At 71.3% G+C, this 20,707-nt stretch carries 22 protein-coding genes and 1 pseudogene; 12 read left to right on the top strand and 11 right to left on the bottom strand.

From position 1 onward, the window contains the following. Positions 1-256: 256 nt before the first annotated feature. Both AB0883_RS08495 and AB0883_RS08500 read left to right on the top strand, forming a co-directional pair. On the top strand, positions 257-1,315 hold the full coding sequence (locus AB0883_RS08495; RefSeq protein ID WP_366640599.1) for a DUF5919 domain-containing protein: 1,059 nt from the start codon (positions 257-259) through the stop codon (positions 1,313-1,315). Further along, positions 1,312-2,109 (top strand): inositol monophosphatase family protein, encoded by a 798-nt coding sequence (locus AB0883_RS08500; RefSeq protein WP_366640600.1) that lies wholly within the window; start codon positions 1,312-1,314, stop codon positions 2,107-2,109. The genes AB0883_RS08495 and AB0883_RS08500 overlap by 4 nt, the downstream gene beginning before the upstream one ends. 177 nt (positions 2,110-2,286) lie before the next feature. Here the strand turns inward: AB0883_RS08500 and AB0883_RS08505 are convergent, their stop codons facing one another. Further along, positions 2,287-3,489 carry a DNA sulfur modification protein DndB gene (locus AB0883_RS08505; protein WP_366640602.1) on the bottom strand — a complete coding sequence of 401 codons (1,203 nt, stop codon included), beginning with the start codon at positions 3,487-3,489 and terminating at the stop codon, positions 2,287-2,289. Positions 3,490-3,977: 488 nt separating this feature from the next. Between AB0883_RS08505 and AB0883_RS08510 the strand changes: the two genes are divergently transcribed. Together AB0883_RS08510 and AB0883_RS08515 are read left to right on the top strand one after the other, a co-directional pair. Next, positions 3,978-7,052, top strand: coding sequence for a DUF3427 domain-containing protein (locus AB0883_RS08510; protein WP_366640604.1), 3,075 nt, complete (start codon positions 3,978-3,980; stop codon positions 7,050-7,052). After that, a complete protein-coding gene (locus AB0883_RS08515) occupies positions 7,049-7,945 on the top strand; it encodes a phosphorothioated DNA-binding restriction endonuclease (protein ID WP_366640606.1) in 897 nt (298 codons plus the stop codon). The genes AB0883_RS08510 and AB0883_RS08515 overlap by 4 nt, the downstream gene beginning before the upstream one ends. Positions 7,946-7,985: 40 nt before the next feature. Here AB0883_RS08515 and AB0883_RS08520 read toward each other — a convergent pair whose 3' ends face one another. From AB0883_RS08520 to AB0883_RS08530, 3 genes are all read right to left on the bottom strand, one after another. Further along, complete coding sequence (locus AB0883_RS08520; protein WP_366640608.1) at positions 7,986-8,285, bottom strand: helix-turn-helix transcriptional regulator; 300 nt, start codon at positions 8,283-8,285, stop codon at positions 7,986-7,988. Continuing rightward, complete coding sequence (locus AB0883_RS08525) at positions 8,282-8,635, bottom strand: type II toxin-antitoxin system RelE/ParE family toxin (protein ID WP_366640610.1); 354 nt, start codon at positions 8,633-8,635, stop codon at positions 8,282-8,284. The genes AB0883_RS08520 and AB0883_RS08525 overlap by 4 nt, the downstream gene beginning before the upstream one ends. 71 nt (positions 8,636-8,706) lie before the next feature. Further along, positions 8,707-9,018, bottom strand: coding sequence for a hypothetical protein (locus AB0883_RS08530; RefSeq protein ID WP_366640612.1), 312 nt, complete (start codon positions 9,016-9,018; stop codon positions 8,707-8,709). A 6-nt stretch (positions 9,019-9,024) separates the two neighbouring features. On the opposite strand from AB0883_RS08530, the gene AB0883_RS08535 reads away from it, so the two are divergent. Further along, entirely contained in the window at positions 9,025-10,035 is a 1,011-nt protein-coding gene (locus AB0883_RS08535; RefSeq protein ID WP_366640614.1) for a hypothetical protein, read from the top strand. A 183-nt stretch (positions 10,036-10,218) separates the two neighbouring features. Here AB0883_RS08535 and AB0883_RS08540 read toward each other — a convergent pair whose 3' ends face one another. The 4 genes from AB0883_RS08540 to AB0883_RS08555 form a co-directional block, all read right to left on the bottom strand. Beyond that, positions 10,219-11,424: an aminoglycoside phosphotransferase family protein gene (locus AB0883_RS08540; RefSeq protein ID WP_366640616.1), complete on the bottom strand. Its 1,206-nt coding sequence runs from the start codon at positions 11,422-11,424 to the stop codon at positions 10,219-10,221. 99 nt (positions 11,425-11,523) lie between these two features. After that, a complete protein-coding gene (locus AB0883_RS08545; RefSeq protein WP_366640618.1) occupies positions 11,524-12,204 on the bottom strand; it encodes an ankyrin repeat domain-containing protein in 681 nt (226 codons plus the stop codon). Continuing rightward, positions 12,201-12,833, bottom strand: a complete 633-nt coding sequence (locus AB0883_RS08550; protein ID WP_357867558.1) for a response regulator transcription factor — start codon at positions 12,831-12,833, stop codon at positions 12,201-12,203. The genes AB0883_RS08545 and AB0883_RS08550 overlap by 4 nt, the downstream gene beginning before the upstream one ends. Continuing rightward, complete coding sequence (locus tag AB0883_RS08555) at positions 12,830-13,957, bottom strand: sensor histidine kinase (protein WP_366640620.1); 1,128 nt, start codon at positions 13,955-13,957, stop codon at positions 12,830-12,832. The genes AB0883_RS08550 and AB0883_RS08555 overlap by 4 nt, the downstream gene beginning before the upstream one ends. Positions 13,958-14,139: 182 nt before the next feature. Between AB0883_RS08555 and AB0883_RS08560 the strand changes: the two genes are divergently transcribed. Next, on the top strand, positions 14,140-14,691 hold the full coding sequence (locus AB0883_RS08560) for a heme-binding protein (RefSeq protein WP_366640622.1): 552 nt from the start codon (positions 14,140-14,142) through the stop codon (positions 14,689-14,691). 143 nt (positions 14,692-14,834) lie between these two features. On the opposite strand, the gene AB0883_RS08565 is transcribed toward AB0883_RS08560, so the two are convergent. Then, a complete protein-coding gene (locus tag AB0883_RS08565; RefSeq protein ID WP_366640624.1) occupies positions 14,835-16,067 on the bottom strand; it encodes a multidrug effflux MFS transporter in 1,233 nt (410 codons plus the stop codon). 79 nt (positions 16,068-16,146) lie between these two features. Between AB0883_RS08565 and AB0883_RS08570 the strand changes: the two genes are divergently transcribed. The 5 genes and pseudogenes from AB0883_RS08570 to AB0883_RS08590 all read left to right on the top strand — a co-directional run bounded on the left by AB0883_RS08570 (position 16,147) and on the right by AB0883_RS08590 (position 18,789). Beyond that, positions 16,147-16,590 (top strand): MarR family transcriptional regulator, encoded by a 444-nt coding sequence (locus tag AB0883_RS08570; protein WP_121396415.1) that lies wholly within the window; start codon positions 16,147-16,149, stop codon positions 16,588-16,590. A gap of 82 nt (positions 16,591-16,672) precedes the next feature. Beyond that, complete coding sequence (locus tag AB0883_RS08575) at positions 16,673-17,140, top strand: VOC family protein (RefSeq protein ID WP_366640626.1); 468 nt, start codon at positions 16,673-16,675, stop codon at positions 17,138-17,140. A gap of 63 nt (positions 17,141-17,203) precedes the next feature. After that, a pseudogene (locus AB0883_RS08580) lies at positions 17,204-17,704 on the top strand (DUF6244 family protein); the annotation flags it as partial. A gap of 219 nt (positions 17,705-17,923) precedes the next feature. Continuing rightward, positions 17,924-18,322 (top strand): hypothetical protein, encoded by a 399-nt coding sequence (locus AB0883_RS08585; RefSeq protein WP_366641681.1) that lies wholly within the window; start codon positions 17,924-17,926, stop codon positions 18,320-18,322. Between the two features lie 14 nt (positions 18,323-18,336). Then, on the top strand, positions 18,337-18,789 hold the full coding sequence (locus tag AB0883_RS08590) for a SitI3 family protein (RefSeq protein WP_366640628.1): 453 nt from the start codon (positions 18,337-18,339) through the stop codon (positions 18,787-18,789). An 82-nt stretch (positions 18,790-18,871) separates the two neighbouring features. Here AB0883_RS08590 and AB0883_RS08595 read toward each other — a convergent pair whose 3' ends face one another. Then, positions 18,872-19,360 carry a hypothetical protein gene (locus tag AB0883_RS08595; protein WP_366640630.1) on the bottom strand — a complete coding sequence of 163 codons (489 nt, stop codon included), beginning with the start codon at positions 19,358-19,360 and terminating at the stop codon, positions 18,872-18,874. Positions 19,361-19,451: 91 nt separating this feature from the next. Beyond that, the gene (gene yidD, locus AB0883_RS08600) at positions 19,452-19,889 is read right to left on the bottom strand and encodes a membrane protein insertion efficiency factor YidD (RefSeq protein ID WP_366640632.1); all 438 of its coding nucleotides are present in this window, start codon (positions 19,887-19,889) and stop codon (positions 19,452-19,454) included. Positions 19,890-20,005: 116 nt separating this feature from the next. Between yidD and AB0883_RS08605 the strand changes: the two genes are divergently transcribed. Further along, positions 20,006-20,563 (top strand): hypothetical protein, encoded by a 558-nt coding sequence (locus AB0883_RS08605; protein WP_366640634.1) that lies wholly within the window; start codon positions 20,006-20,008, stop codon positions 20,561-20,563. Positions 20,564-20,707 lie beyond the last annotated feature (144 nt).

Here is a 20,707-nt window from a genome sequence, read left to right on the forward strand (position 1 = left end):
TGCGGTGGCAGTGGTCAGGACCGGGATGGCGTCGATCAGGGTTCTCATGTTCTTCTGCCCCCTCGCGATACGGCTGGTGGAGTGGCGCCGGGGCGGGCGGGAGCGGAGCTGTGTCGTTCGGGGACCGACGCAGCTCCGGAGCCAGCACCCGCCCCGGGCCATGGATCCACCATTTCTGAGCTGCGGGAAGACCAGAACGAACACGCACTGCACTTGGCCGGTAACTGTGCTGCAACTGCTGCCGGTAAGGTGCACGATGACCGTTCTCGACGTGATCGAAGGCGGCACGATGACACCCGTGCAGCGATGGACCGGCCGCGAGACGAAGGCGCTCCGCTATGCGCTCCGCATGAGCATCCGTGACTTCGCCGTGCACCTCGGCGTGGCCGAACGGACCGTTTCCAAGTGGGAAGCCGGCGGGAAGAGCGTGAACCCCCGTCCTGAGATGCAGGCGGCCCTGGACACCGCCCTCGCCCAGGCTGCTCACGAGGCACAACACCGGTTCGCGTCGGCGCTACCTCAGGCGAACCCGCCGGCCCCGGGTTCCGGGGACGGGCTCGACCTTGGAGCCGCCGCGCGCGAGCAGGTTGCGCGGACTCGTCAGGCCCTCGGACTGAGCGTCGGAGGCTTCGCCGCCGTGCTGGCCCGAACGCTGACGTGGCGGCCCACCGGTGACGACATCACCAACTGGGAGACGAGCACGGTCCCACCCGGGGACGTCGTGCTCGCACTCTCCGCGATTCTCGATCCGTCCTCCGCAGCCAGCCAGGGCACAGATCGGTTCGGAGACCTCGTCGCCGTCCACCCGAACCGCTCCGAGTTCTCCATCAACCTCCCGCCTGATCAACTGTTCGGCGGCGCGAGCACCGTGCGCGCCGTTGGCCTGTCGCTCAACCTGCTATCCCAGGGGTATCCGGATCGCCGCTGGCACGACCTGGTCGAGGCCGGCGCGCACGTCCGCCTTCTGTTCCTCGATCCATCTGGGCAGGCTGTCCAGGCACGTGAGGCGGAGGAAGGCTTTCCGGCGGGGCAGTTGTCCGGGCTGACGAAGCTCAACATCGAAACGCTGATGCGGGTGCGTGACCGGCTACCCGACGGGCTCCAGGACCGCATGGAACTGGCGGTCTACGACGACACGTTGCGCTTCAATGTGATCCTGGTCGACGATCTCTGCGTCGCCCAGCCCTACCTGGCGGAGAGCCGTGGAGTCGACTCCCCCGCGTTCGTTGTCAGGCGGAGACAGGCTCGCGGTGGCCTGTATCCGGTGTTCGAACAGCACTTCGAGACGCAGTGGCGACGGGGGCAGCAGTTGTGAGCGACTACGGGCCACTGTTGCCTGTTGCGATCGAGGCGGTTGCGCGGGCGGCCGAGGACATGCGGCGTAAACCACCGGGCGCGCTCACCGTCAAGGGCGACCGCGACATGGCGTCCGCGTTGGACTACGAGATCGAGCGCAGCGTCCGCGAGCTTCTCCGTGTCGCAACTCCCGACATCGGGTTCCTCGGCGAGGAGGACGGCATCAGCGGGTCGGGAGAGCTGCAGTGGGTGCTCGATCCGATCGACGGGACGGCCAACTTCGTGCGAGGCATCCCCCTTTGCGCGGTGTCGCTCGGGCTGCTACACAACGGCGAGGCGGTCCTCGGCGTCATCGAGCTGCCCTTCCTCGGCAACCGTTACGCCGCCGCCCAAGGCGACGGCGCAACGGTCGACGGCAAACCGATTCGGGTGAGCCAAACGAGTCGGCTGAGCGAGGCGATCGTGGCGATCGGCGACTACGCCGTTGGCGAGGACGCGGCGGCCAAGAACCGACACCGGCTCGCACTGACCGCACGGCTCGCCGAGTCCGTGCAGCGTGTGAGGATGACTGGCTCGGCGGCGCTTGACCTGGCTTGGCTGGCGGAGGGCAAGCTCGATGGCGCGCTCACGCTCTCCAACCATTCTTGGGACATGACGGCCGGGGTGGCGATCGCGCGGGAGGCGGGAGCATGCGTGGTCGACTGGGACGGAACCAGACACAGCGCGAACTCATCTGCGACCTTAGGATTCGCACCAGCCCTGACTGACAAGGCACTTCTCCTTTTCACAGATACAGCACGGGTCGCAAAATAGGGGCATTATCCGGGTCAGTCCAGCCACCAAGTCCTCAGGCTGTCCCGGTTGGCCCCGCTGCCGACCTCTCGGGGATACTACTGCCGGGGGGGCGCGTATGAGGAGACCATTGTTCGTCAAGCGGTGCGGCGCCACACCGACGACGGGAAGGATATCTCTCCGCACCTTTCCCCTGATTCAAAGGGCAGCGGGCGCCTTTTTATACCAGCCGACAATGACACCCACCAGGTGAACAATGTTCTGCTGACGCATGATCGGCGCCGCCGCGTCCGGTTCGAAGTCCTTAACAGCGTCACTCACACGCCAGATACTGCTCTCCGTCACCGGAGCTGCCATATGCCGGTCGAGGCGCTTGAAAAACTCGGTGATGTCGCCAAGCTCGGCCGGGTTATCGCCCTTGCGTAGCTCATGGAACACACCGCCGAGGACGCGCAGCATACCAACCGACCCAAGCAACGACGTGCGTCGCAGCTCTTGGGCCTTCGTCAATTCACCAGGGCGCCGGTCCGCCTCGGGGTCGTCTTCAGTGACAGCTGCGAGACCGATAAAGGCGTTGGAAATGACGTCCAGGAAGTCCTTGACCTGCTCGATCACCTCGCCGTCGGTCAGCGTCTGCTCCGCCTTCTTGCTGATTCGACCACCAGCACCAGCGATGACGGCGCGGGTAATGTCAGCGACATGCTTCGCGCCCATGAGGTTGGGGTTTTTCTGAGTCATGCGATCCTGCTCGGCGTCAACCCGGCCCTTGAGCAGAGGGTGATCGATCACGTCGGAGAGGGTCCGGTTGGCAACCTTGTAGCTGTCGAAGCGGGCACGGACCGCGCTGCTGATGCCCTTGGCGTTGTCGGCGACGTCAACGAACATCTGCTGGGCCTTGATCGGGTCCGGCTCTACGTAGATGTCCAAGCCGACGTACTCGTTCTTCAGCCGGCTCATCTGCCTGATGAGCTTTTCGCGTTCATTCTGAAGCTTTGCCTGCTTCTCGGCACTAACCCTGCGCGCAGTTTCGCGGTCGATGGCCGCGATGGCATCAGTGATGCGCTGCTTTTCGATGGAGACACCTAGGACCCGGTGCTGGCCGTCAATCGTACGCATAGGCGAGATGCCGCCGATGGCCCACGGGACGGTCAGATAACCGACAGCACCATGCTCATCGACCTTCTCAAATGCGCAGCCTCCACTGTCACGGGCGAGCAGCGCGGGGGCGACCCAGTCCTGCTTACTGTCGAGGTATTCGCCGAACTGCTTAGCATGGAGACGGTCGACCTTACGGTTGTCCTTGTCGACATTATTCGGGTCCGGGACCGGAAGAATCGTAGAGAGGTCAGCCAGAGGCACCCGCGTGCTGTAAACGACGCGCCCTCCCTGGATGGTCCTCATCGCAAGATAGGTACTGGAGTCCTGAGGCTTCGACAGCCGCAGTGCGTCAACCTGGATGCTAATGACAATCCCCTGTGGGTCAGGCTACCCCCTGAGGGGGCGCAGCAACAACGACACCATATCCCCAAGATCCAATAGGGACAAGCAAGATCTTGAAATCTCTAGGTGAGGACTCATCATTCCGGCGGCCTCACTCCTGACGGGACCCGTGAAAGGCACCCGTTCGGCCAGCGACGCTTCGCCCAACTGGGCTGGCAAAAATCCACCAAGGCGACTTCCCCCAAGGCATTATCTGCCATGGTCAGCTATTCCTGCAGGTCAAGCGGCTGAGGATCTTCATAGCCGAACTCACCTGGACGCCTATCCGCCATGCCGACCAGGCCCACCGCAAGCAGCAGACCTAGAACTGTCGTAGAACCGACAGCAATTGTCGTGCCTTGCGGCCGCAGAGGACAGCAACGCAGTGCGGAGCAAGTTACCTTGCCCGGGTGACGGATCTTGAACGGGGCATTTACGAGCACCTCATCACCCGTGATTTGGCCGGTCGCCTTCAGCACGTCGACCCCGCCCTCGTCCAGCACCACAGGCTCGACCCCGCCGACGCCCCCGACGCCCTCGCCCGTCACATCGCCGCCCTGGCCCACCGCGCCCTGCACGCCGTCCCCGGCGGCGACGACAAGCTCCACCGCCAGATCGAGCTCGCCAACCGCATCGCCGACGTCATCGCCGCCGAGAGCCCGCACGCGTCGACCACACAGGACCAGGTAACCGACGCCAGGCACCTCCTGCACGCCATCGCCGCCCCACCCACCCCGCCCGCGCAACCAGCCTTCCCCCAACGCCCCACCACCCCGCTTTCCACGGGCGCGCTGCTGGTCAACGGCCGCCACCAGCCCCGCATCGGCCACGAGGTCACCCACGAGATGGCGTCGGCCGAGCAGGTGGACCTGCTCTGCGCGTTCATCAAGTGGTACGGCCTGCGCATCGTCGAGCCCGCCATCCGCGACCTGATCGCCCGGGGCGGCAAGCTGCGCGTCATCACCACGACCTACCTCGGCGCGACCGATCAGCGGGCCCTCGACCGGCTCGCCGAGCTGGGCGCCGAGATCAAGGTGTCTTACGAGACCAGGACCACACGGCTGCACGCCAAGGCGTGGCTGTTCCGCCGAGGCAACGGCATGAGCACCGCGTACGTCGGATCGTCCAACCTGTCGAAGACCGCGCTGATCGACGGCGTGGAGTGGAACGTGCGCGTCTCCAACGTCGAGCAGCCGCACGTCATCGACACGTTCACCGCCACGTTCGAGGACTACTGGAACGACCCGGCGTTCGAGGACTACGACGCCACCCGGGACGCCGAGCGGCTGCGGAATGCCCTCAGCGGGGAGCGGCGCGAGGACTCACCGACGCAGATCGCAAACCTGGACGTGCGGCCGTACCCGTACCAGGCGGAGATCCTCGCCGACCTGGACGCCGAGCGGCAGGTGCACGGCCGGCACCGGAACCTGGTGGTGATGGCAACCGGCACGGGCAAGACGGTCGTTGCGGCGCTGGACTTCCGGCGGCTGCACCGCAACGGCCAGGTCGACTCGCTGCTCTTCGTCGCCCACCAGGAGCAGATCCTCACCCAGAGTCTGGCGACGTTCCGGCAGGTGATGCTCGACGGCAGCTTCGGCGAGACGCTGGTCGGGGGCAAAACCCCGACCAGGTGGCGGCACGTCTTCGCCTCCATCCAGTCGCTACACCGGCGGGAGATCGACCCCGAGGCGTACGACATGGTGATCGTCGACGAGTTCCACCACGCGGAGGCACCGACGTACGCCCGGCTGTTGGAGCGGCTTCGACCGCGCGTACTGCTGGGGCTGACGGCGACCCCCGACCGGGCCGACGGTCGCGATGTGCGGCGATGGTTCGACGGCCGCGTGGCGGTGGAGCTGCACCTGTGGGAGGCGTTGGAGCGGCAGTTGCTCGCGCCGTTTCAGTATTTCGGGCTGCACGACGACGTGGACCTTTCGCGGCTGCGCTGGAAGCGCGGCCAGGGGTACGACCTCGGCGAACTCGACGGCCTCTACACCGGCAACGACGCGCGGGCCCGGCTGGTGCTGAAGGCGGCACGCGACACGGTCGACGTGGATCGGATGCGGGCGCTGGGGTTCTGCGTGAGCATCGCCCACGCCCGCTTCATGGCGGAGTGGTTCACCAGGCACGGCGTGCCGTCGGCCGCGGTGACCTCCCAGGTCGACCGGCCCGTGCAGCATGACCTGCTGCGGGAGTTCAAGGCCGGCAAGCTGCGGGTGCTCTTCACCGTGGACCTGTTCAACGAGGGCGTCGACCTGCCGATGGTCGACACGATCCTGATGCTGCGGCCCACCGAGAGCGCCACGATCTTCCTTCAGCAGCTCGGCCGGGGGCTGCGCCTGGACGACGACAAGCCCTGCCTGACGGTGCTCGATTTCATCGGCGGGCAGCACGCCAACTTCCGCTTCGACCTGCGCTGGCGCGCACTGACCGGCGTCAGCCGCCGGGAGATCAGGGACGCCGTCGAGCAGGATTTCCCGTCGCTGCCCAGCGGCTGCCACATCCAGTTGGACCCGGTCGCCCGCAAGGTCGTGCTCGACAACCTGCGTACCGTCATGCCGACGTCGAAGAACGGCCTGCTGGCGGAGCTGCGGCACCTCGGGGACGTCAGCCTCGCCGGGTTCCTGCGGGAGACCGGCGTGGAGATCGAGGACGTGTACCGGTCGGCGACCATCGGCGGATGGACCGGGCTGCGGCGGCTCGCCGGGCTGGAACCCTCGACGCCGGGGCCGGACGACCGTGAGTTGGGCCGGGCCATCGGCCGGATGCTGCACCTCGACGACCCGGACCGCCTGGACCTGCTGGCCCGGGTGGCGGCGGGCGAGCGGCCGGACGCCGGACGGCTGTGGGACATGCTGCACTTCGACCTGTGGGGGCCGAACGCGCCGCTGACCTCGCGGGAGGAGCGCCTATCGCGGCTCTGGGCTGAGCCGGCCCGCTGCGCCGAGCTGCGCCAGGTGGCCGAGGTGCTGCGCGACCGGATCCACCGGGTCACGCCGCAGCCGCTGTCGGCGGCGGTGCCGCTGCGGGTCCACGCCCGCTACAGCCGCAACGAGGCGTGCGCGGCCTTCGGGATGCCGAACCCGGGTTCGCTACGGGAGGGGGTGAAGTGGCTGCCCGACGCCCAGGCGGATCTCTTCTTCGTCACCCTGGTCAAGTCGGAGGCGCACTACTCCCCCACCACCATGTACGCCGACCGGGCCATCACCGACAGCCTGTTCCAGTGGGAGTCGCAGAGCACCACGTCGTCGGCCTCGGTGACCGGGCAGCGCTACATCCACCACGCCTCACGCGGCTCGACGGTGCACCTGTTCGTACGCGAGACCCGGGTCGCCGATCGGGATTTGGGAGCGCCGGCCTACCTCTACGCCGGCCCGATGACCTATCGCGAGCACACCGGCGACCGCCCGATGCGCATCATCTGGCGACTGGCACACGCCCTCCCCGCCGACGTGTACGCCACCGCCCGGACCATCGCCGCATGAGCGCCCGCCCGGAGGTGTTGGACCGGCTGACCTCCCTGCGGCTGCATCAGCAGCGTGGCCGGCGCGCACCGCACAAGCCGCTGCTGGTGTTGCTGGCACTCGGCCAGCTCACCCGGGGCGACTCGAGCGAGCTGCCGTGGTCACAGGCGCAGGAGCGCCTCAGCGATCTGATCGCCGAGTTCGGCCCGGCGTCGAAGACCGGGCGGGCGCAGAGCGCCGCGTACCCGTTCACCCGGCTCCGCAGCGATGGCGTGTGGACGCTGAACCGGGACGTGCCCATGGATCTCGTCGGGCCGCTGGCGGCCCACGACGTGGTCGGGCGCCTCGACGCCGCCACCGAATCTGCCCTGCGCCGCGACCCCGATCTGGTGCGGCGCGTCGCCCGCGCCCTGGTGGAGCAGCACTTTCCGCCCACTATCGCACCCGACGTGCTCACCGCCGCCGGCCTGGATCCCGACGACATCCTCCACGCGCCGGGCGTCACGCCGGTGGCCGTACGGCGGCGTGACGCGGCCTGGCGATCGAAGGTGCTTCAGGCATGGGATCGGCAGTGCGCGTTCTGCGGGTACGACGGTCAGCTCGGCCACGCCTCGGTCGGGGTGGAGGCGGCGCACGTGCGCTGGTGGGCCTTCGAGGGCCCGGACAGCCCCGACAACGGCCTGGCTCTCTGCGTGCTGCACCACAAACTGTTCGATTACGGCGCGCTGGGGCTCGACGGTGACCTGCGCATCGAGGTGTCGGCCGCCTTCACCGCTCGCACGCCGGCAGGTCGGTCGACCTATGACCTGCACGGCAGGATGTTGCAGCCTCGCCCCGGGACGCAAGTTCCCGCAATCGAACACGTCTCCTGGCACCGCCGCGAGGTGTTCAAGGGCGAGTCCCTGGCTGCGTAGTCACGGCCTCGGATCAAAACCGCGTCTCGGGAGGGAGTGCTCAGGCGGCGTCGGCGTTCGGAGCGAACCTGACGTCCAGTTTCATGTTGAGCGCCCGTGCGAGACGCTCCAGGACCGGCAGGGTCGGCACTGTGCCGCCCGCCTCGAACCGGGCAACGGCGGACTGCGTCATGCCGGCAGACCTCGCCAACTGGCTCTGGCTCCATCCCTTGTGTTCCCGCAGATGCCGCACTTCCAGACCGAGCTCGAAGGCGATGCGCGTCGCCTCGTACGCCTCGGCGGCTCCGGGCTCCGCCATCCGGCGGTCTCGCAGGTCGTTCCAGTCGACGCGATCACTCATCGCTCTGCCCCCTCGTTCACCGTGTGCCGCTCCGCCACGCATCGCTCAAGCGCCCGGCGGGCTCGTTCCACCTCCCGGTCCTCCCGCATACGCGTCTTGCGAAACACGGTCAGCAGGATGATCCGCCGATCGGAGGCTATCCAGTACGTCACCCGGACCGCATCGCGCTCCAGGTAGAAACGCAGCTCCCGCAGCTTGCCGTCGAGCTGCCGGGAGTGCGGCTCGCCGAGGAGAACTCCCTTACTCCCAAGTAGGTCGATATAAAACGCCGCTCGCGCGAAGTCGGCGCTTGGCAGCCCCTCCAGCCAGTCTCGAATCTCTGGTTCCAGCTCCACGCTACCCCAGGCCATAGCATCGATGCTATGGCACCGTGATAACTCCCCTGGGCATTGCGCCCCGCATGTCGTTACGAAACTGCTTTTCAGGACGCGTGTGCCGAGGCGTCCACCACTCGGTTGCTGGGGATGGCCAACTCCTCGTCGGTAAACAGCGGCCGGAAGCGTGGCCGGATCACCACCGCCTCGGCGGTCAGGTCCACCCGCCCCCGCTCCCACAGCGCCGTGAACCCGTCGGAGACCAGCGGGTGGTGCAGGAGCTGCCGGGCCGTGGCGAGGCCGCCCTTCCCCGTCGCCATCCGCAGCAGCAGGCTGGCGTGGGCGCCACGCTGGCCCGGCGGGATGGCGAGGGCGCCAACCCGAGGTGAGCCGTTGCCCCTGCGCGCGGCGGATAGCATCGCGCGATGCAACCGACCTATGTGACCTTCGCCGGAAGATCGGCGGTGACCGCGAACGCCGTCCTGCGCGTCGTCCGCGGCACCGCGACCGGGGGGCATCTCACGCTCGACGCCGACGGTTACGTGGAGATGACGTTCGACGTTCCGGCGGCGGACGCCGGCGGGGAGGCCACCCTTGGGATTGTGGCGCTGGTGTCCAAATTGGGCGGCACGGTCGGGTTCGCGCCGCTCGACATCACCGTCAACGACCGGTGCCTGGTGCACGGCTGGCGCATCCCGGGCGGCGGCGACCTCTTTCAGCAGATGGACTTCGTCGTACCCGCCGGTTGGCTGCGGCCGGGCGGCAACAAACTCCGGCTCGCCACTGCCGTCGACGCCCGCAGCATGCTCTGGCTCAACCGGATCACCGTCGACGCGGTGTTCGACCGGGGCCGTTCCGCGCGGGCCATGGACCAGCGCGAGGCCGAGGAACCGGTGCTCCGGTACTCGACCCGACTCCTGCCGGCCAAGGGCCGCCGGTGGCAGCCCGGCCCGGACATCACTGTGTACGTGGACCGGGGCGAGCAGAGCCTGCTGGCCGACCTCGCCTGGGCGGACGCCTCCGGCGCGGAGTACGCGGTCACCCTCACCGCCGAGCTGGACGCCTTCTACGGCTGGTGCCGACCGGCTGGCGCAGAGCTTCCGTGTGAGATCCGGGGCTCGCTGACCGGGCGGTGGCGCGCCGATCACCCCGACGCCGCCGTGGCGAGGCGCTCGTTCGAGACGGAGGAGGGGTGGGGCGGCGGCTGGCACCGCTCGAACGAGATCGCCTTCGCGATCGGCGCCGACTCATTGCCGCCGACCAGGGCCAGTTGGCGGGACAAGCGCGGCAACATCGGAACTGTCGCGTTCACCGGCCCCGGCGACGCCTTCGTCGGCACGTACCAGCGGGTGGGCGAGGGCGCCATTGGCTACCGTGGCCGCTCGCCCGAGGTGACCAAGGGCGAACAGCACAAGGGCGGTGTCACAGCCGGCTGACAGCATGGTGCGGTGATCGCATCCGGCACGGCGACCTGCTCGGCGCGGACGTCGAGGCCCTCGTCAATCCCGTCAACACCGTCGGCGTGACGGGCAGGGGCCTCGCAAGCTCTCGCCGAGCTGCCGGACGTGCAGGTGTGGCTGTACGAACCCGCGTAACCCACGCCCGCCCGGCGACGGGGCCTACCTGAGGGCGTACCCGTCTCCGGAGGTCGGCGGCCCGAGTTGCGCGAGCGCCCGCTCGAGGTAGGTGTCGACGTCGGTCGCGTGGTAGACCCGCTCGCTCGCCTCGATCCCGTCGAGGAACATCGCGTACACGGCCGCCATCCGCAGCGCCGCGACCGGCCGCAGCAGCTCCACGGCCCGTTCCGGCTCGCACCCCGGCACGTCGGCCCGCCACCGCGCACACCACTCGGAAAGCACCGGGGAGGCGGCGTCGTCCGGCAGGCCCTCGGCCAGCCGCAGCGCGTCGAACGCCGGGTGCCCGACGAACGCGTCGCCCCAGTCGATGACCACGTGCCGGCCGGCGTCGGCGCGCACGTTGCCGGGGTGCAGGTCCCCGTGCACCAGGGTCTCCGGCAGCCCGCACCCGCGCACCTCGTCGAGCCGCGCCTCGAGGCCCGCCAGCAGCGACGCCACGGAGGAGGTGTCGTAGCCGGCCAGCCGGTCGCGGATCCAGGTTGGCAGGGCGTGCGCGCGCAGGTCCGGTACGCCCGCCGCGACCAGTTCCGCCGCGTCCGGGGTGGACCGCACCTGTACCGGGTGGAAGTCGGCCGCCATCGCCAGGCGCTCCTCGACGGGCGCGCCGTAGCGGTCCTCACCGGGCACGTGCTCGATCAGCATCCGGCCGTCGCCGTCGTCGGCGAGCAGCGTCGACGTTTTACCCGGCGCGGCCCGGCCGAGCCAGCGCAGCACGGCGGCCTCGTGCCGGAAGAACACGGGCACCTGTTTCAGCCAGGCCGTCCCGCCCGGCCCGTCGAGCCGCCAGACCGCCGAGAGGTTCCAGGTGCGCTGCTGGGTGGCGGTCTCCGCCGGGCGGCCGAGCCGCCGCAGCTCCCCCGTCGCCCAGGCGAGGCTGCGCGCCGGTCCGCCGGGCTCAGCGTAGGGGGCGCGCAGCGGGTCCGCCGACAGGTCGAGCTTCGCCGGGACGAGCGGCGTGGCGGGCGGCGCGTCGACCTGCCCGAGGTACGTGACCGCGCCGCCCATCGGCTGCGGCGCGTCGCCGGTCAGCAGGCGGAGCACGGCCACCTCGACGCCGTACCGCCGGCGGGCCTCGGCCACGACGGGGCCGACCTCCTGCCACCAGGGCGACGGGACGTCGAACGGCGGCAGGGCGCCCAGCGGGGCGCCGGCGGCATCGACGAGGACGAGGGTGACGGAGCGGGACACGCCGGCACGCTACCGCCCACCCGCGAACCTCGGCGACGGGTTAAGCCGGTGGCCGGCCGTACCGCCGTCAGCGCGACTGGCCGCCGGGAGCACCCCCGGTCAACGGGAGAGGATGGCGACGATCTCGGCGTAGCCGCGCCGGCGGGCGTGCTCCAGCGCGTCGACGCCGTCGCGGTCGGGCTGGTGGACGCGCGCGCCGGCGGCCACGAGGATCTCCGCGATCTGCTGGTACGGCCGGCTGCCGTCGCCGAGGATCACGCACTCGAGCAGGGCGGTCCAGCCGAGGTTGTTGACGTGGTTGACGTCGATGCCGGTGCGTACGACGCGGCGGACGTAGTCGACGTGGCCGCGTTCGCTGGCCGGGATGACGGAGATGCCGCCGTAGCGGTTCACGATCGTCAGGTCCGGACCGGCCGGCAGCAGGACCTCCAGCATCGCGACGCTGCCGGTCACGCCGGTCACCAGCCACGGGGTGTCGTGCTGCTCGTCGAGCGCGTCCGGGTCCGCGCCCGCCTCGACGAGCACCCGGGCGGCCTCGACGTTGTCGTTCGCGGCGGCCAGCAGCAGCGGCGTACGCCGTCGCGCGTCGCGGGCCTCGATGTCGGCGCCGGCGGCCAGCGCCTCGCGCACCTTTGTCGGGTCGCCGGCGCTCGCGGCGGCGAGCAGGTCCTGGTCGGCGGGTCTGGTCATGGTGTCCTCCGGGGCGGGTGTGGTCTCGGGCGGCGTGCATCCGGCCGTCGCGACGGCGACGGCGAGGGCGAGCAGGGCGCGGCGTCTCACAGCCTGATCAGCTTCCGCTCGACGGCGGCGTGCACCGCCGCGGTACGCGAGTCGACGCCGAGCTTGGCGTAGATGCGGACCAGGTGGGTCTTGACGGTGGCCTCGCTGATGAACAACCGTCGACTGATCTCCCGGTTGGCGTGGCCGCGGGCGAGCAGCGTCAGGATCTCCACCTCCCGGGCGCTGAGGGTGGTCTGCGGGCCGCGCATCCGGTCCATCAGCCGGGCGGCGACCGGCGGGGACAGGACGGTCTGCCCGGTCGCGGCGGCGTGGACGGCGCGGAAGAGGTCGTCGGGCGGGCAGTCCTTGAGCAGGTACCCGGTCGCGCCGGCCTCGACGGCGCGCACGATGTCCTCCTGGGTGTCGTACGTGGTGAGCACCAGCACGCGCGGCGGGTCCGGCAGGGCGAGCAGGTTCGCGGTGGCGGCGACGCCGTCGACCCCGTCGCCGAGTTGCAGATCCATCAGCACCACGTCGGGGCGCAGCGCGGCGGCCTGCCGGACGGCGTCACCGGCCGTGGCCGCCTCGGCGACCACGGTCATGTCCGGCCGGTTGCCCAGCAGCGCCCGCAGCCCCGCGCGGACCACCGGGTGGTCGTCGACCAGGATCAGCCGCAGCGGGGGCGTCACCGGGTGTCCCGCAACGGCAGGCTGACGGCGAGCGCGGTGCCCTCCCCGGGCGCGCTTTCGACGGCGAGGGTGCCGCCGAGGTACGCGATCCGCTCCCGGATGCCGGTCAGCCCGAAGCCGCTGGTCACGGTGGGGTCGAAACCCGTGCCGTCGTCGTACACGTCGAGCATCACCTCCTGGTCGCCGTAGGTCAGCGTGACGGCGGCCTGCCTTGCCTGCGCGTGGCTGCGGACGTTGGCCAGGGCGCCCTGCGCGACGCGCAGCAGGGCGACCTCGTTGTCGACCCCCAGGGGCGCGACCGTGCCGGTCACGGCGAACCGGACCGGGGTTCCGGTGTCGCGCTCGGTCGCGGCGCAGAGCCGCCGCAGGGCGTCGGTCAGCGAGGCGCCGTCGAGCGCCGGCGAGGCCAGGCCCCGCACGAAGCGGCGCGCCTCGGCCAGGTTCTCCCGGGCCGTCGCGGCGGCCTGCCGCACGTGCCCGCGGGCCTGCTCCGGCTCGGCGTCCCAGTCCCGGTCGGCGGCCTGGAGCAGCAGGTTCATGCTCGACAGGCCCTGGGCGAGGGTGTCGTGGATCTCCCGGGAGAGCCGGGCCCGTTCCGCCAGCGTCCCGGCCTCGTGCTGGCTGCGGTCCAGTTCGTCGCGAGCGGCGAGCAGGTCGTCGAGGGCGCGCTGCCGGGCCTGGTTCTGCCGGTCGAGTTCGAGGAAGACGACGGTGGTGATGGCGGCGACGCCCACCGGCCCGAGCACCAGGCTGGGGTCGAGCCGGTCGGCCAGCCGGACCTGCGCGACGATCACCGCGCCGGTCAGCAGCGCGGTCAGCGGCCAGACCGCGCGGCGCGGGAGTTGACGCAGGCCGACGAAGAACAGCGGGATCGCCACGAGGGCGAAGCTCGGCGCGACGAGCACCAGCGCGAGGAAGGTGACGAGCACCGCCGCGAAGCGCGTCGCGGGCGCGGGCCGCCCCAGCTCGTTCACGGCGTACGCGACCAGCAGCGCCCCGGCCAGCGTCAGCACCACGGCGGTGCGGTCCTCCCAGCCGTGGCGTACGGCGTAGCGGGAGGCGGCGGCGGCCAGCAGGAGCAGGAACCCCCACCGCATCGCCGGGCGCAGCCGGTCCCTCCGCATCGTTCCACCTCCCGCTCCGCACATTTGATCTTGACGAAGTCCAGCGTACGGCAGTTGCGGCCCGGCTGAATCAACCATTTGACGTATCTGGGTTGCATCGGGCGCGCCATGCCGGCGCCGTGTGCCGCGGCAAGGCTGGGGGTGCCAGTTCGACCCGACGCCTTCGACCGGAGGAGCACCACATGATCAAGAACATCCGCCGCCGGGCGGCGCTCGGCCTGGGCGCCGCGGCCCTGGGCGTGGCCGCCGTCACCAGCGTCGCCGTCAACGCCTCCGCCGCCGAGACGACGACACCGGCGCAGCCTGCGGCGTCGGCGGCCCGGGGCGACGTCGTCGCCAACCCGTCGCTCGACATCGACGCGGCGCTGCGCGCGGCCCAGGCGACCCTGAAGGCGGCCGAGAAGGACGGCCACCGGGTAACCGTCGTCGTCCTCGACCGGTCGGGCACCGTTCAGGTGCAGCTCAAGGGCGACGGCGCGGGCCCGCAGACCGCCGAGTCCGCCACCCGCAAGGCGTTCACCGCCGTCTCCTTCGGCCAGCCGACCTCCGCGCTCGCCGGTCGGGTCACCGGGCCGGGAGCCACCCTGCGCGACATGCCCGGGACGCTGTTCCTCGCCGGCGGCGTGCCGGTGACCGTCGACCGGCAGGTCGTGGGCGCAATCGGGGTCGGCGGCGCGCCCTCCGGCGACCTCGACGAGCGGTACGCCGAGGCCGGCGCGGCCACCCTGCGCTGAGGTCGGCTGACTGGCACAGGACCGGGCCCCGGGCGGCAGGCCGGAGCCCGGTCCCTGTCGTCTCTCACGGCGCCGGACCTGTCGCACGCACGGTCATCACATGCCCCGACCTGGGCCGGTCGTCACGTCGCCCGGCCACCCGGTCAGGGCCGGCGGGTGCGGGCCAGGGTGCCGACGACGGCGAGGGAGGCCACCGCCGCCCCCGCGACCACCACGGCCATCGGGACGGCGCTGCCCTCGCCGCCGAGCCCGACCAGCGGCGCGGCCATCGCCCCCACCAGCGACTGGATCGTGCCGAGCAGCGCGGCGGCAGTCCCGGCGTGGGCGGGGTGCCGGTCCAGGGCGAGCGCGGTGCCGTTCGGCATCACCATGCCGAGCGAGCCGACGAAGACGAAGAGCGCCACCGCCACCAGCGGCAGGCTGCCGAGCAGCGCGCCCACGAGCAGGACGGCGGCGGCCACCAGCCCCACGCCCAGGGGGCGCACCAGCAGCGTGCGGGGCTCGAAGCGGTCCAGCAGGCGGGCGTTGAGCTGGCCGGCGGCGACCAGGGCGAGCGCGTTGACGCCGAAGATGAGGCTGAACGCGCCGGCCGAGACGCCGAAGACGTCCTGAAAGACGAAGGACGACCCGGAGATGTAGGCGAACAGCGCGGCGAAGGCGAAGCCCTGCGCCAGCGCGTACCCGAGGAAGATCCGGTCGGTGAAGAGCGAGCGGCCGGCGGCGGCCGTGGCGGCGAGGCCGCCGGTGCTGCGCCGCGCGGCGGGCAGCGTCTCCGGCAGCCGCCACGCGACGGCGGCGGCGAGCAGCGCGCCGATCACCGCGAGGGCGACGAAGACGGTACGCCAGTCGCCGAAGCGCAGCACCAGGCTGCCGAAGGCGGGCGCGGCCATCGGCGCGATGCCGAAGACCAGGGTGAGGCGGGAGAAGTACCTCGCGGCCTCGCGGCCGGAGTAGAGGTCGCGGACGACGGCGCGGGCGACGACCACGCCCATGCCGCCGGCGAAGCCCTGCGCGAGCCGCGCGGCGGCCAGCGTCTCGGCCGACGGCACGGCCGCGCAGACCAGCGACAGCAGGGTGTACGCGGTGACGCCCACCAGCACGGGCCGGCGCCGCCCGAAGCGGTCGCTGAGCGGGCCGGTGACGAGTTGGCCGAGGGCCATGCCGATCAGGCAGGTGGTGAGCGAGAGCTGGATCTGCGCCTGGCTGGCGGACAGGTCGCGGGTCATCTCCGGGAACGCCGGCAGGTAGGTGTCCAGGGAGAGCGGCCCGAACGCGGTGAGCGTGCCGAGCAGCGCCAGCAGCACGACGGCGGCCCGGCCGGTGGGCGCGGCGACGCGCTCGTCCCGGCGGACGGGCGGTGCGGTGGCGTGCGGCATGACGGTCCCCTCACTGACGGCTCGGCCCGGTTAAGATAGCTCTGACTACAGAGCTATTGCACCGACGGAGGGCCCGACTGTGACGGACGAGACGGTCGACCAGTTCGCCGGGGCGCTCGGCGACCTGCACCGGGTGCTGCGCCGGGCGGCCACCCAGCGGGCCGGCCGCACCGCCCTGCCGGACGCCCAGGTGGAGGTGCTGCGACTGGTGCAGCGGTGGCCGGGAATCGGCGTCCGCGAGGCCGCCGAGCGACTGGGCACCGCCCCCAACACGATCAGCACCCTCGTCGGCGAGCTGACCGCCGCCGGCCTGCTGCGCCGGGAGCGGGACCCGGCCGACCGACGCACCGCCCGGCTGGAGCTGACCGACGCGGCCCGGGAGCGGATGGCCGCGTACGGGCGGCACCGGCGCGACCTGCTCGGCGCCGCGCTGGCCGAGCTGGACGGCCCGGACCGCGAGGCGCTGCTCGCCGCCGCCCCGGCGCTGCGCCGCCTCGCCGACCGGATGACGGGACGGAGCTGAGCCACCGGAGCCGGGCCGGCCGGCGGCGTCGGCGCTACGGTGACGGTGGACGGTGCGGCTCGCGCGTGGAGGTCGTCGGGTGATGGAGCAGCGGATCAGCCTCGTGACGCTCGGCGTCGCCGACGTGCCCCGGGCGCGCGCCTTCTACGAGCGGCTCGGCTGGCGCGGCCAGGAGGTCGAGGAGACCGTCTTCTTCCAGGCCGGCGGCCTGGCGCTGGTGCTGTGGGGCCGGGAGAAGCTGGCCGCCGACGCGGGCGTGCCCGACCGGGGCGCGGGCGGGTTCGGCGGGATGACGCTGGCGCAGAACGTCCGCTCCCGGGGCGAGGTCGACGACCTGCTGACGGCGGCGGCCGACGCGGGGGCGCAGGTGACCGTGCCGGCACGGGAGACCTTCTACGGCGGCTACGCCGGCTGCTTCGCCGACCCCGACGGGCACGTCTGGGAGATCGCCTGGAACCCGGGCTTCCCGCTCGGCCCCGACGGCTCGCTCACCGTCCCCGACTTCGACCGGCGCGCGGAGCACGTGGAAGGTGACAGGGACACGGAGTGACACGGGGTCGTCGCCCCGGTCGCCGCGCAACTCAACCGCCTTCGATCGGAGGGCATCGCCCGCATGCCGCACGTAGATAAGATCAACGGCGAACTCCGCGCGCTGTCGGCAGGCGTCGAGCGAGCGCGAGGGCTGGCAGCTGCCGCCGACAGGAGGGCGCAGGAAATCGGCCTGCGGGCCGCGGGTGGCGGCTTCACCGCTGTGGTGTCAGGCACCGCCCGCGTACGCGACAGGATCACGGAACTCCACGGGGCCCTGGCAGATTTCGTCGACTCGCTCACTGCGGCGGCGGGAGCCACCGCAGCCCTGCCCCACGAGGCCACGCCCGAGGGGGCCGCTGCCGTGCTGCAAACCGTAATGAGCGCGGTTGACCGGGCTCGTGACGCGGCGAGCGAGGCCATCGCCCGCGTCGGAGGGGCGCAGCAGACCGCCGCCGTGATCCTGCACGGCGGGCAGCCCGGGCCACTGATACACGCTCTGGAGAGCGTCAGGCAGGTCCTGCTACCAGTGGCGCAGCGTACCGGCACCGCCCGGCAGATCGTCGAGGCGGCGATCGCCGAGGTACGACAACTCGGGGCAGCCGGGAGAGTGATCGCGGTTGGTGGACCCACACCGGAAAGCCTCGTGTCTGCCGTCATCGATCCCCCGACGTCAGCGGCTACCGGTGAAGCCGCCTGCGCTGGCCTCGGTCCAACTTCGTCCTGGGACAGAAGACCCAGCGGCGCCGTCGGGGGCTCGCCGACGGGAGCACCGACCAGGATTCCCCCGAAGTCGGATGACGAGGTGCGACGTGCACTGGAACTGGAGAACGAGTGCGCCGAAACGATCGCCGACCGGGGCTATCGGATCCACCAGAACCCCACCAAGCTGGAGATCGCAGCAGGAAGGCTCAGCGCCGGCGACACGGGAGATCCGGAGAAGACTCCGGATTACCTGGTCGAAGGCCACGTGTTCGACTGTTACTCTCCCACTCCCCCGAAGACGGTACGCGGCATCTGGGCCGCGGTCTCGGAGAAGGTCGAGAAGGGGCAGACTCAACGCGTGGTGCTGAACCTGGAGGACTGGACCGGGGACCTCGCCGCCCTTGAGAAGCAGTTCGACGACTGGCCCGTGCCCAGGCTGAAGGAACTCGTGGCGGTGCAGCGGAGCGGTGTGATCACGCAGATCGTACGGCGGAACTGAGGGAGTGACTTCGGATGGCTGTTGAGTTCCAGTTGGTGCTGGCAGGCGAGACCGCTCTCGACGAGATCGCCTCACTCGCCGCACCGAACGCCGTCGAGACGCGCACCGTGTCCGGCAACCGCATGCTCACCTCCGCACTCAACGAGGAGTGTGGATTCGTCGTCGACATCACCGAGGGCCGCCACGGCTACTACGAAGCCGAAAACGACGATGGTTCGCTGTGGGTGTGGGAGCCGGAAACGTACGTCGACATCGGCTTCTACATGCGCAAGGACGTCCTGGTCGACAAGGGGATCCCCAACGTGCTGGCGACCACTGCCCGGGTCTTGAACGAACGGGCCGAGGACGCGGCCCTGTTGTTCAACCACGACCTGCTGCTGCTGACCCGCGTCGCGGGGAGCTTGCGCAAACACCGTCCGACGTGGTGGAGCCACCATCAGGCGGACGATCAGATCGTCCAGCCGTAGCCGCCGCAACCGGGCAACGGGAAAGGGCCCGCACACCACCGCTGGCAGCACCGTGCAGGGCTTCCGGCCGGGTCCGCGACGGTCAGGAGGCGACCCGGCGGGGGTACGCGTCGGCCTCCCGCGCCCACTGCTCCGCGGCCACGGAGAGGGCGTCGGCGGAGACGGTGAGCGTCAGCGGGTAGACCGTGCCCGGCGGCTGCCGCCGCATCCACGGCGGCAGGGACTCGTACGCGAACTCGACGGTCAGCGCCAGCCGGCGGCGTCGCAGCACCCGGGTGCGGAAGGCCAGGTTCGGCTCGGTGAAGCGGGCCACCGCCGAGGGTTCCGCCGGGTCGCCGGTCGTCTCGGCCTGCTGCCGCAGCCAGCCCGCCAGCACGTACGCCTCGGCCACCGTCAGGCAGGGTTCGAGGTGCGACCAGGCCTGCCCGTCGGCGGTGCGGGCGTCGGTCTCGACGAGCAGCCAGTCGTCCCAGTCCGCCGTCTCGTCCGGGTCGTCCGGCGGCTCGACCCCGGGCTGGTAGCCCACGGGCCGGATCCTGACCCGGGCGCCGTCGTCGGAGCGGATCTCCATGCTGCCATCATGACCGATCCCGGGGGCGCTGATGAGGCATCCACGCAGGTCAGGGCACCCGGCGGGCAGCGCACCGGGAGGCGGGTGCCGGTCAGCGCACCGGGTCGTGAGTGCCGCGCGGCACGTCGGGCCGGCAGCGGCGGAGCCGATCGGCGGCCATCCGCCCGCCGACGGCCAGCCCGTACCGCTCCACGGCGGCCAGCCCGTACGCGCTGCACGTCGGGGTGAAGCGGCACTGCCCGGGCCAGCGGTGCGACAGCCAGCGCCGGTAGCCCAGGATCGCGGCCCGCCCGGCCCGGTCCACCAGCGGCACCCGCCCGGCGGCAGCGGTCCGCGTCGTCGACGCCCGGCCGGGCGCCACGAGCCGGGCGAACAGCGCCCCGAGGGTGAGCAGGAACGAGAAGAGCCCCAGGTCGCAGCAGGGCACGTCGCAGCTGGGCGTGTTGCAGTTGCACGCGTCGCAGTTGTCGAGCCAGTCCTTCTTCTTCTTGCGACGCCGGTCGCCCCTCAGGTTGATCACAGGGAACATGATGCGCCGGCCGCGCCACCCGCGATCCCTCGGCCTGCGCTCGGGGTGCTCGGGTCGGGGGCCGGTACGGGAAGTCCCGGATGGAGCACGGTCCGTCACGCGACGATGCTGGACGGATGACCGACACCGATGCGCGGACGTCAGCGAGACTCGTGCCGGCGGCCGCCGTCGGCGGCCCGGCGCTCCTGCTGCTCTACGGCCTGCTCCGCCTGGTCGACGGCCTCGACGGCGACCGGGGCGACGGCTGGGCCTGGAACGTCGGCCACACCTTCTTCCTCGTCGGGATCCTGCTCTTCGGCGCGCTGGTCGTCGGCCTGCGCCGACGGTTGCTCGCCGCCGCGCCGCGGCGACGGGTGCTCACCGAGGCCGCGACCGTGCTGGGCCTGGTCGGGGTGGCCGCCTTCGTCTGGGTCATCCTCGGCGACCTCTTCCCCGGCCTCGCCGACGCCGCGCCGCTGCCCGACCCTGCCATGGCGCTGGGGCCGCTGCTGTTCCAGGTCGGCATCCTCGTCCTGCTGGTGCAGGCGGGGACCACCCGGCCCCGGCTGCTGCCGCCGTGGGTGCCCGTACCGGTCCTGCTCGGCTTCCTGGGGATCGCCGTGGACCTGGACCTGCTGCCGCTGGCCGCCGCCCTGATCCTCGCCGGCCTGCTCCCCCTGCAACGCCTCCGCTGAGCACCCGCCCGAACCGCCGCACCGCCGCACCTCCGGGCCGCCCAGTCGCCGCGCCGCCGCGCCACCGGGCCGCCGCACCACCGCCGCCGGGCCACCGCACCGCTGGGCCACCGGGCCACCGGGCTACCAGGTCGCCGCCCCGCC

The sequence above is a fragment of the Micromonospora sp. NPDC047812 genome, assembly GCF_040704175.1.
GTDB lineage: Bacteria > Actinomycetota > Actinomycetes > Mycobacteriales > Micromonosporaceae > Micromonospora.